The sequence below is a fragment of the Sphingomonas sp. G-3-2-10 genome, from assembly GCF_012927115.1.
Classification (GTDB): domain Bacteria; phylum Pseudomonadota; class Alphaproteobacteria; order Sphingomonadales; family Sphingomonadaceae; genus Sphingomonas.
Genome location: NZ_JABBFY010000001.1, coordinates 2,430,796 through 2,440,076 on the forward strand (window position 1 = coordinate 2,430,796; position 9,281 = coordinate 2,440,076).

The 9,281-nt window shown below is 66.8% G+C and carries 14 protein-coding genes; 8 read left to right on the forward strand and 6 right to left on the reverse strand.

The features are described from left to right. The first annotated feature begins 50 nt into the window (after window positions 1–50). The 8 genes from HHL13_RS12285 to HHL13_RS12320 all read left to right on the forward strand — a co-directional run bounded on the left by HHL13_RS12285 (window position 51) and on the right by HHL13_RS12320 (window position 5,024). Window positions 51–782, forward strand: a complete 732-nt coding sequence (locus tag HHL13_RS12285; protein ID WP_169555935.1) for a hypothetical protein — start codon at window positions 51–53, stop codon at window positions 780–782. Between the two features lie 62 nt (window positions 783–844). Beyond that, complete coding sequence (locus tag HHL13_RS12290; RefSeq protein WP_169555936.1) at window positions 845–1,336, forward strand: methylated-DNA--[protein]-cysteine S-methyltransferase; 492 nt, start codon at window positions 845–847, stop codon at window positions 1,334–1,336. 42 nt (window positions 1,337–1,378) lie between these two features. Continuing rightward, window positions 1,379–1,753, forward strand: coding sequence for a fluoride efflux transporter CrcB (crcB, locus tag HHL13_RS12295; RefSeq protein WP_169555937.1), 375 nt, complete (start codon window positions 1,379–1,381; stop codon window positions 1,751–1,753). Beyond that, complete coding sequence (locus tag HHL13_RS12300) at window positions 1,750–2,868, forward strand: RluA family pseudouridine synthase (protein WP_169555938.1); 1,119 nt, start codon at window positions 1,750–1,752, stop codon at window positions 2,866–2,868. Before crcB ends, HHL13_RS12300 begins: the two co-directional genes overlap by 4 nt. Further along, on the forward strand, window positions 2,868–3,470 hold the full coding sequence (locus HHL13_RS12305) for an FMN-binding negative transcriptional regulator (protein WP_169555939.1): 603 nt from the start codon (window positions 2,868–2,870) through the stop codon (window positions 3,468–3,470). The genes HHL13_RS12300 and HHL13_RS12305 overlap by 1 nt, the downstream gene beginning before the upstream one ends. Next, window positions 3,467–4,126: an HAD-IA family hydrolase gene (locus HHL13_RS12310; RefSeq protein WP_169555940.1), complete on the forward strand. Its 660-nt coding sequence runs from the start codon at window positions 3,467–3,469 to the stop codon at window positions 4,124–4,126. Before HHL13_RS12305 ends, HHL13_RS12310 begins: the two co-directional genes overlap by 4 nt. Further along, window positions 4,123–4,350: a hypothetical protein gene (locus tag HHL13_RS12315; RefSeq protein WP_169555941.1), complete on the forward strand. Its 228-nt coding sequence runs from the start codon at window positions 4,123–4,125 to the stop codon at window positions 4,348–4,350. The genes HHL13_RS12310 and HHL13_RS12315 overlap by 4 nt, the downstream gene beginning before the upstream one ends. Further along, a complete protein-coding gene (locus tag HHL13_RS12320; protein WP_169555942.1) occupies window positions 4,347–5,024 on the forward strand; it encodes an ATP12 family protein in 678 nt (225 codons plus the stop codon). The genes HHL13_RS12315 and HHL13_RS12320 overlap by 4 nt, the downstream gene beginning before the upstream one ends. Before the next feature lie 322 nt (window positions 5,025–5,346). Here HHL13_RS12320 and HHL13_RS12325 read toward each other — a convergent pair whose 3' ends face one another. The 6 genes from HHL13_RS12325 to HHL13_RS12350 all read right to left on the reverse strand — a co-directional run bounded on the left by HHL13_RS12325 (window position 5,347) and on the right by HHL13_RS12350 (window position 9,274). Next, window positions 5,347–5,913 carry a hypothetical protein gene (locus tag HHL13_RS12325; RefSeq protein ID WP_169555943.1) on the reverse strand — a complete coding sequence of 189 codons (567 nt, stop codon included), beginning with the start codon at window positions 5,911–5,913 and terminating at the stop codon, window positions 5,347–5,349. A gap of 23 nt (window positions 5,914–5,936) precedes the next feature. Continuing rightward, complete coding sequence (gmk, locus tag HHL13_RS12330; protein ID WP_169555944.1) at window positions 5,937–6,584, reverse strand: guanylate kinase; 648 nt, start codon at window positions 6,582–6,584, stop codon at window positions 5,937–5,939. 48 nt (window positions 6,585–6,632) lie between these two features. Next, window positions 6,633–6,833, reverse strand: a complete 201-nt coding sequence (locus tag HHL13_RS12335) for a hypothetical protein (protein ID WP_169555945.1) — start codon at window positions 6,831–6,833, stop codon at window positions 6,633–6,635. Further along, complete coding sequence (locus tag HHL13_RS12340; RefSeq protein ID WP_169555946.1) at window positions 6,830–7,045, reverse strand: hypothetical protein; 216 nt, start codon at window positions 7,043–7,045, stop codon at window positions 6,830–6,832. The genes HHL13_RS12335 and HHL13_RS12340 overlap by 4 nt, the downstream gene beginning before the upstream one ends. A 53-nt stretch (window positions 7,046–7,098) precedes the next feature. Then, a complete protein-coding gene (gene fumC, locus HHL13_RS12345; protein WP_169555947.1) occupies window positions 7,099–8,490 on the reverse strand; it encodes a class II fumarate hydratase in 1,392 nt (463 codons plus the stop codon). A 70-nt stretch (window positions 8,491–8,560) separates the two neighbouring features. Continuing rightward, entirely contained in the window at window positions 8,561–9,274 is a 714-nt protein-coding gene (locus HHL13_RS12350; protein WP_169555948.1) for an HAD family hydrolase, read from the reverse strand. Window positions 9,275–9,281: the final 7 nt, after the last annotated feature.

Consider the following 9,281-nt stretch of genomic DNA (forward strand, 5'->3'; position numbering starts at 1 on the left):
TCCTTAACCTTCCTCGGCGATGACGGACACTCACACAGGAGCGTCCCTAAATGGTCCGCCGGATCGGCTTTTATCTTCTCGTCGTGCTTCCGCTCGCGCTGGCCGGGTGCGGCAGCGGCAACACGGCTGTCGAGGACGAGGCCGTCAGCGCCAATGGCGTCGATCCCGAACTGGCGAGCGCGCTGCAGGGCCAGATCATGGTCGATCCGTCGCTGGGCCAGCAGGCCAATGGCGATTCGGTCCGTCCACCCGGCCAGCCTTATTCGGCCGGCTTGCCGGCCGATGGCGTCGCGGCCAACACCGACACCGCCAGCCTGGGCGATATGATGAAGGCGCCCGCGCCGACCACCGCCACCAAGGATTGCAAGGAATGCGCCGCCGGACGCGAAAGCGTGACGCTGGGCGGCCTCGCCGCGCGTCAGGGCGGCAAGACCGGCAGCTGCGCCGCGAACGTCGAATATGGCGCCGGCTGGGCCCAGCGCCTGCCCGCCGACCTCCCCCTGTTCCCGCAGGCGCGCGTGACCGAAGCTGCCGGCACGCAGGGCGGCCAGTGCGCGCTGCGCGTGGTCAGCTTCTCGGCGTCGCAGCCGATGCAGGTGCTGCTCGACTGGTATTATACCAAGGCCGTCCGCGCCGGTTACACGTCGGAGCATCAGGTTGACGGTCAGGAGCATATCCTGGGCGGCACCCGCGATCGCGACGGCGGTGCTTACGTCCTCTATCTGACCGCGCGTCAGGATGGCGGGACGGACATCGATCTGGTGGCGAATAACGGGATCTGATCCCGCGCTTTGATCGCAAGCGCCGGATTTTTCGATTGCCCGCCATGCGCCATAGAGGCGGCATGACCTACGCATCCCGAACCATGACATCGCCCGTCGGCACCCTCACCCTCGTGGCGAGCCCGAAGGGGCTGACCGCGATCCTGTGGGAGAATGAGCGCGCCGGCCGCGTCCCCCTTGGCGAAACGCGGGAGGATCGCGACCACCCCGTGCTGATCGAAGCGGAGCGCCAGATCGCGGCCTATTTCGCGGGCGAGCTGACCGAATTCAGCGTGCCGCTCGATTTCGCCGGGACCGATTTCCAGAAGAGCGTCTGGGCCGCGTTGCTCACCATCCCCTTCGGCGAAACGCGCAGCTATGCCGAGATCGCGCACCAGATCGGCCGCCCGAAAGCGGTCCGCGCGGTGGGCGCGGCGAACGGCCGCAACCCGATCTCGATCATCGCGCCGTGCCACCGGGTGATCGGATCCAACGGATCGCTGACCGGCTTTGCCGGCGGGCTGGAAGCCAAGCAGCTGCTGCTGACGCTGGAGGGCCGCGGCACCCTGCTGTGAAAGGGGTGTAATAAAATTCCATTCCGCGCTAACGGGCGCGGCATGCCACATCTTCTTCTCGTCATGCTCGGCGGTGCCTTCGGGACCGCGGCGCGGTACCTGACCGGCCGTGCCACGCTGGCGTGGTTCGGGCCCGACTATCCCTATGGCACGCTGGCGGTGAACCTGATCGGCGGGCTGCTGATGGGTGCGCTGGTCGGCATCCTCGCAAAATATGAAGCCAGCGAGCCGTGGCGGCTGCTGGTCGGCGTCGGCGTGCTCGGCGGCTTCACGACATTTTCGGCCTTCTCGCTCGACATGATGGGGATGATCGAGCGCGGCGACTGGATCGCCGCAACCGGCTATGCGCTGGTATCGGTGATCGGATCGGTCGCGGCGCTGGCGCTGGGCCTGACGCTTACAAGGGCAATCGCATGAGCAGCAACGACGTTCGCCAGTTCACCGTCGGCGCGGACGATGACGACATCCGGCTGGACCGCTGGTTCAAGCGGCATCTGCCCGACGCCAATTTCAACACCGTCTCGCGCTGGGCACGCACCGGCCAGCTGCGCGTCGATGGCGCGCGCGCGACGCCGGGCGACCGCATCTCGGCGGGACAGGTGATCCGCGTCCCTCCGGCCGAGCCGGTCAAGGCGACCACCGCCACCCCGCCCAAGCGCGAGCGTCCCCGCGTGCCGCTCACCCCGGAGCAGATCGAGTTCGCGCAGGAAATGGTGATCCACAAGGACGCCTCGGCGCTCGTCATCAACAAGCCGCCGGGCCTCGCCACGCAGGGCGGCACCGGCACGACCGAACATGTCGACGGCTTGCTCGACGCGCTCCAGTACGAAGCCGAAGGCCGGCCCAAGCTGGTCCACCGGCTCGACAAGGATACGTCGGGCGCGCTGGTGCTGGCACGCTCGTCGCGCGCGGCCGGCTTCTTCGCCAAGAATTTCGCGACCCGCACCGCCAAGAAAGTCTATTGGGCGCTGGTCGTCGGCGTGCCCGAGATCGAGGACGGCATCATCGACCTGCCGATCGCCAAGCAGCCGGGCACCGGCGGCGAGAAGATGCATGTCGACATGAAGGAAGGCGCGCCCGCGCGCACCCGCTACCGGATGATCGAACAGGCGGGCAGCCGCACCGCATGGCTCGAGCTTCAGCCCTTCACCGGCCGCACCCATCAGCTTCGCGTCCATCTGGCGGCGATCGGCCACCCGATCGTGGGGGACGGCAAATACGGGCTTCAGGAAGCGTTCCTGACCGGCGGGATCAGCCGCAAGATGCACCTTCACGCCCGCCGCATCCGCATCGACCATCCCGATGGCGGCACGCTGGACGTGACCGCCGATCTGCCGAGCCATTTCGCCGAATCGATGAAGACGCTCGGCTTCGACATTTCGCTGGGCAATGCGATGGCGATGGACGACGGCCCGCCGCCGCCCAGCCGCGAGCAGCTCAAGGCCAAGGCCAAGGCGCATGCCAAGACGATCCGCAAGGAGCGGCGCGGCGAACGGCGCGGCCGGGGTAGCGGCGCTACTTCGAAGCGCTGATGCACCCCAACCCCAAGTTCCGCTGGGAAGACCGCGACGCGATGCGCGCGTTCGTGCGCGCGGCAGGCTTCGGCGCGCTGTTCGCCGCCACGCCGGACGGGCCGCGCGTCGCGCATATGCCGGTGGTGTGGCTCGACGACACGACGCTCGGCCTGCACATCGCACGCGGCAACGGCATCGCCCGGCACCTCGACGGGGCGACGGGCCTGTTCACCGTCCACGGGCCCGACGCCTATGTCAGTCCCGACTGGTACGGCCTCGGCCCCGATGAAGTCCCCACCTGGAACTATGTCGCGGTCGAGCTTGAAGGCCGGATGGTGAAGATGGAGCGCGAGGAACTGATCGCGCAGATCGACGCGCTCAGCCACGAGCAGGAAGCCCGCCTAGCGCCCAAGCCAGAGTGGAGCCGCGCCAAGAGCGATCCAAAGAAGATCGAGATGATGCTGAACGCGATTCAAGGCTACCGGCTGGAAGTCGCCGCATGGCGCGGCACGCGCAAGCTCGGCCAGAACAAGACCGATCCCGCGCGCCTCTCCGCCGCCGACGCGCTGGAAGCCCAGGGCCGCCGCGCCATCGCGCACTGGATGCGGAATCCGGAATGAACCGCCTCGCTGTATTCGATTGTGACGGCACGCTGGTGGACAGCCAGGTCAATATCTGCCGCGCGATGGAAGAGTGCTTCTCGGTGGCGAAGCTCGATCCGCCTTCCCGGAACGACATCCGGCGGATCGTCGGCCTCAGCCTCGTTCCAGCCATCGCGCAATTGCTGCCCGAAGCCGACGCCCGGCTGCACGAGATACTCGCCGAGGATTACAAGCGCGCCTTCCACGCGCTGCGCCAGACGGGCACACTCGATCCCGAGCCGCTGTACGATGGTATCGCCCAGACCCTCGAGACGCTCGACGCCAATGGCTGGCTGCTCGGCGTCGCGACGGGCAAATCGGATCGTGGGCTTGCGCTGATCCTCGCGCATCACGGGCTGACGCATCGCTTCGTCACGCTCCAGACCGCCGATCGTCACCCGAGCAAGCCGCACCCCTCGATGCTCGAACTGGCAATGGCCGAAGCGGGCGCCGGGCCCGAGACGACAGTGATGATCGGCGACACCAGCTTCGACATGGCGATGGCCCGCGCGGCGGGTGCGCATGCATTAGGTGTTGCATGGGGCTACCACACCGCTCATGAATTGCGCGAGGCCGGTGCTCATCATGTCGCGGAACATGCCAGCGCCCTTCCGCCTCATCTGGAGGGTCTATGACCGACGCGGAAGCCGAAGCGCTGGCCAAAAAGCGCTATTTCATGATGACCGGCGTCAACCTGGTGGGCGCGGCGGGCGCCTTTTTCGGCCTCGTCATCGCCGGCCGGTCGATCGACTGGTACGGGCAGATTCTCGGCGGCGCGATCGTGCTGTCGGCATTATATGTGATGGCCGTCGTGCCCAAGGCGATGGCCGCCAAATGGAAGAGTCCGCCCGAAGCATGAAGCGATTCTGGAAGGAAGTGACGGTCGAGGATGGCGGGATCGCGCTCGACGGACGCCCGGTGCGCACCCCCGGCCGCGCGCCGCTGACGCTGCCGACGCCGCAACTGGCCGAAGCCGTGGCGCAGGAATGGCGCGACGTGGGCGAGACGATCGATCCGCGCGCCATGCCGCTGACCGGCCTCGCCAATGCCGCGATCGACCGGATCGCCGCAGACCGCGAAACCTTCGCGGCGAGTCTGGCCGCCTATGGCGAAAGCGACCTGCTCTATTATCGCGCCGAACTGCCCGAGCCTCTGGTCGAGCGGCAACAGGCGGCATGGGACCCGCTGCTCGACTGGGCGCGTGGGCGCTATGACGTACATTTCGAGACTGCGGCGGGCGTGATGCACAAGGCGCAACCCGAAGCGACCGTCGCGCGGCTGAGCGAAGCAGTGCACGCGCTCGATCCCTTCCGGCTGGCGGGGCTTTCGCCGGTGGTAACGGTCAGCGGCTCGCTGGTCGCCGCACTGGCGCTGATCGAAGGCGCGGCGGACGCCCAGACGGTGTGGACCGCCGCGCAGATCGACGAAGCGTGGCAGGAGGAAATGTGGGGCGAGGACGATCTCGCCACCAAGGCCCGCGACGCGCACCGCGCCGATTTCGACGCGGGCGCGCGGTTTCTCTCGCTGCTCTAGCCGGATCGGCAGTTCGCCCCTTAAATCCTCCCCGGAGGGGGAGAGGGACCGCGAAGCGGTGGAGGCGATTATCCACGGGCGATGCCGCTTCGGGTCAATTCCCCTCCGTCATGCTCACGCATGCCACCTCCCCCTGCGGGGGAGGAGTGATCCTGAGCGCCAATCCCTTGTAATGTTGGATTTCATCCGCTCAACTCGCCACGAGCGGAGCACGAATCCGCTCCGCTCTTTGACAGGTCAGTCGCACCGGAATCCCGTTTTCGCGGAAGGCCGGTTTTTCGCGATATTGGTGTCAACCGTGTCAACCGGAGGGATCCGGCGCTCAGGCTTCCGGGGGCGGTGCGAGGTTCCGCGGCAGCGCCCATGCCAGCACCGCACCCGCCGCGATCCACGATGCGACGTCGCTGATCCACAGATAGGTGAAATAGCCCCAGGGCATATGGTTGAAGATCGGCTGGCCGAGATCGGAATAGGCCGTGACCGCAACCGCGGTGATCGCCACCAGCTTCAGCCGCGCGGCAAAGCTCATGCTGCCCGCGACCATGCGCAGCGCAATGCCTGCGACCAGCACGCAGAAAATCGCGAGGATCAGCCCGCCGATCAGCGAGCCGCCGTCGGGATTGGCGAAGCCGCTGGTGTTGAAGAAGATCATCGCCGTCGGCCCCTGCCCGTAAAGCTGGGTGCCCATCGCCGTGCCGGGCCAGGGCACCGGATAGGCACCGGTGCCGAGCGAACCGAGATGCTGGGCGAGCGCCGATTGCAGCGCGGCGGTGGTGGTGTCCGTGGTGCCGCTGAGCGCGAACCAGCTGAGCGGCGTGCCCCAGAAGACGAATCCGACGAACCACATGGCGATGCCGCCGAGCACCGCACCGAGCAACAGTCTGGGCATTGTAACCTCCCCTGTTCAGGAGGCTACTTGTTGAGCCCCCGGATGAATCCGATCAAGCCCGTCTGGCGCGAACGCTTGAGCCGTTCGGCCTTCAGGATCGTGTGGACGCAGTCATAGCATTGCTCGACATCGTCGTTGACCAGCACATAGTCATAGCCGTCCCAGTGGCTGACCTCGGCATTGGCGCGAGCCATGCGGCGATCGATCACTTCGGTGGTGTCGGTGCCGCGATTGGTCAGCCGCTCGTGCAGAATCTTCATCGACGGCGGCAGGATGAACACCCGCACCACGTCGCCGCCCATCAGCTGGAACAGTTGCTGCGCACCCTGCCAGTCGATGTCGAACAGCACGTCGCGGCCCGAACGCAGCATCGCATCCACCGGCGCCTTGGGCGTGCCGTAGCGCTGGTCGAACACGTGCGCCCATTCCAGGAACTCGTTGTTCGCGACCATCGCGCGGAACGTGTCGGTATCGGTGAAGTGATAATCCTTGCCGTCTTCCTCGCCCGGGCGGATGCCGCGCGTGGTGTAGGACACTGACATATCGAGACCGTCATCGGCCTTCAGCAGCTTGCGGGCGATGGTCGACTTGCCGGCGCCCGAAGGCGAGGAAAGGACGAACAGCACGCCCCGTCTGCGGAAACCGTGGGGATCTTCGGGGTGCTCGGCCATGCGCGCTAGTGGCGGAGGAGTCGGGCGCGCGTCAAGCCGAGTCGCGCCCTACCAGTAGCGGGTTCGCGTCCGGCGGCGGAAAAACAGCCGCCAGACGCCCAGAATCCCGAGCAGCAGCCAGCCGAACCGCCCGCCGCGCCGCACCACGCGATCGGTTGCGACTCCGAACAGCGCGCCCTTGATGCCGCCGCGGCCGTCGCGGCGGTCGATCCGGTTGCCGATAAAGGCCGCGAGGAGGGAGCGAATCACTCCGCTGCCTCCAGCGCAGGCGCGTCCCCGGCGAAGCGATTGCGGAGGTAGCGGGCCAGCAGCACGCCGCCACCGATCAGGATTGCGGCGGGCAGGACGCGCTTGCCGGTTTCGTACACCGCGACGCCGGTGAGTGCGCCGAGCGTCCCGCCCTCGCCGTCTCGCTTGTCGATGGCGTGGCCGATCCAGCCTGCGATTGCCTTGCCGATCATGTGTGTCTCCCGCTGAGTTTAAGCTCAAGCGCGGGAGACGGTCACAAGTTCCTTTACCGGCCGATCATCGTCTCGGGGCGGACATATTGGTCGAAGGTCGCTTCATCGACGAGGCCGAGTTCGAGGCCCGCTTCCTTCAGCGTCTGACCCTTTTCGTGCGCGTACTTCGCGATCTTGGCCGAATTGTCGTAACCGATCGCGGGCGCCAGCGCCGTCACCAGCATCAGCGAGCGATCGACCAGATCCTTGATCTGCGCCTCGTTCGCCTCGATCCCGTCGACGCAGCGCTCGGCAAAGCTGACCATGCCGACCGACAGCAGGTCGATCGAGCGCAGCACGTTCGCACCGATCAGCGGCATGAACACGTTGAGCTCGAAATGGCCCTGCATCCCGCCGACGGTGACGGCCTGATTGTTGCCGATCACCTGCGCCGCGACCATCGTCAGCGATTCGCACTGGGTCGGATTGACCTTGCCCGGCATGATCGAGCTGCCCGGTTCGTTGGCCGGGAGCGACAGCTCGCCGAGACCCGAACGCGGCCCGGAGCCGAGGAAGCGGATATCGTTGGCGATCTTGTTGAGCGCCACCGCCAGCGTGCTGAGCGCGCCCGAGAAGAAGACGAGGCCGTCCTTGGCCGCCAATTGCTCGAACTTGTTCGGCGCGGGCTCGAATGCCTGACCGGCGATGTCACTGATCGCCGCCGACATATCCTCGGCCCAGCCCTCCGGCGCGTTCAGCCCGGTGCCGACCGCGGTGCCGCCGATGGCGAGCTTGCGCAGGTTCCCGTTCAGCGCACCCTCGATCCGCGCCTTGGCGCTGATGAGCTGCGCCGCATAACCACCAAATTCCTGCCCCAGCGTCAGCGGGGTCGCATCCTGCGTGTGGGTGCGGCCGATCTTGATGATGTGATCCCAGGCCTCGGCCTTGGCGACCAGCGACGCGGTCAGCTGGTCGAGCGCGGGGATCAGCGTCTTGTAGGTCGCGACCACCGCCGCGACGTGCAGCGCGGTCGGGAAGCTGTCGTTGGACGACTGGCTCATGTTCACATGGTCGTTCGGATGCACCGGCGACTTGCCGCCCTTGGTGCCCGCCAGCACGAAATTGGCACGGCCCGCGATCACTTCGTTGACGTTCATGTTGGTCTGGGTGCCGCTGCCCGTCTGCCAGATCACCAGCGGAAACTGATCGTCCAGCGTGCCCGCAACGATCTCCTGCGCCGCCGATTCGATGGCGTCGGCGATCTTGGCATCCATGCCATGCTTGCGGTTCACGCGCGCGGCGGCCTGCTTCACGATCGCCTGGGCATGGACGATGCCCAGCGGCATCCGCTCCTGCGAACCGAACGGGAAATTCTCGATCGAGCGCTGGGTCTGTGCGCCCCAATAGCAATCCGCGGGAACTTCGATCGCGCCGATCGAATCGGTTTCGGTGCGGGTGCTGGTCACATGGCTCTCCATAGGCAACGCCGGATTGGGGCAGATTTGGCCGCTCCCTTGGCCGCGCACCGGCGCGGGATCAAGCAAGTTTGTGTTGGGCCATCCGCTCGTAATAGGGCCGCGCCGCCTCCGCGACGGGCTTGAGCGCATCGGGCAGGTCGTCGAACGTCGCCAGCCGCGCGGGCGGATTGAAGCCGGTCGACCGCTCGACCGCATCATACCATGCCGGTGCCCACACCCCGTCCGATGCGCGGCGGCCCGCCGGCCAGCTCAGCATCTTCTCCGAAAAGGGAATGCCCAGCGCATCGCACAGGGCGGAAAGCGCGGCGCGGGGATCGGCCAGCACGTCGCTGCCCTCGATCACCGGCGGCGCCTTGCCCGTCCGTTCGGCGACGCGATCGAAGATCTCGTTCTGGCGGACCACGCCGATATCGTCGAGTGTCACCACGGTGCGCTTGGCGAGGTACGACGCCAGCACCTGTTCGGGCGGACGGATCAGGAAGGCATTGGTGCAGGCATCCATCCAGTCGAGCCCGAATTCGGGCAGCATGTGGTGGCACATCTGCTTCTGATACCAGACCGGGCTGCCGCCGGGCGCCGGGCCGGTCATCGCATCGGCGACCTCGCGCCAGTCATTGGGTTGCGAGGCGATCACTTCCTCGAACATCGGATGTTGCGCGCCCGTCTTCGCGAGGAAGGCGGCATAGAAAGGCTCGTCGCTGACGTCAGTATCGTCGCGATTCTCGAACGCGCGCATCATCGCGGTCGAGATGTTGCGGGGGCCAGACCACATGGCAATG

Bases quoted from the DNA above. Each gene is read 5' to 3' on its own strand.
- HHL13_RS12300 (WP_169555938.1), top strand. From the start codon at position 1,750: ATGAGCAGCAACGACGTTCGCCAGTTCACCGTCGGCGCGGACGATGAC.
- HHL13_RS12350 (WP_169555948.1), bottom strand. From the start codon at position 9,274: ATGTGGTCTGGCCCCCGCAACATCTCGACCGCGATGATGCGCGCGTTC.
- HHL13_RS12310 (WP_169555940.1), top strand. From the start codon at position 3,467: ATGAACCGCCTCGCTGTATTCGATTGTGACGGCACGCTGGTGGACAGC.
- crcB (WP_169555937.1), top strand. From the start codon at position 1,379: ATGCCACATCTTCTTCTCGTCATGCTCGGCGGTGCCTTCGGGACCGCG.
- gmk (WP_169555944.1), bottom strand. From the start codon at position 6,584: ATGGCCGAGCACCCCGAAGATCCCCACGGTTTCCGCAGACGGGGCGTG.
- HHL13_RS12315 (WP_169555941.1), top strand. From the start codon at position 4,123: ATGACCGACGCGGAAGCCGAAGCGCTGGCCAAAAAGCGCTATTTCATG.
- HHL13_RS12325 (WP_169555943.1), bottom strand. From the start codon at position 5,913: ATGCCCAGACTGTTGCTCGGTGCGGTGCTCGGCGGCATCGCCATGTGG.
- HHL13_RS12340 (WP_169555946.1), bottom strand. From the start codon at position 7,045: ATGATCGGCAAGGCAATCGCAGGCTGGATCGGCCACGCCATCGACAAG.
- HHL13_RS12305 (WP_169555939.1), top strand. From the start codon at position 2,868: ATGCACCCCAACCCCAAGTTCCGCTGGGAAGACCGCGACGCGATGCGC.
- HHL13_RS12285 (WP_169555935.1), top strand. From the start codon at position 51: ATGGTCCGCCGGATCGGCTTTTATCTTCTCGTCGTGCTTCCGCTCGCG.
- HHL13_RS12320 (WP_169555942.1), top strand. From the start codon at position 4,347: ATGAAGCGATTCTGGAAGGAAGTGACGGTCGAGGATGGCGGGATCGCG.
- HHL13_RS12290 (WP_169555936.1), top strand. From the start codon at position 845: ATGACCTACGCATCCCGAACCATGACATCGCCCGTCGGCACCCTCACC.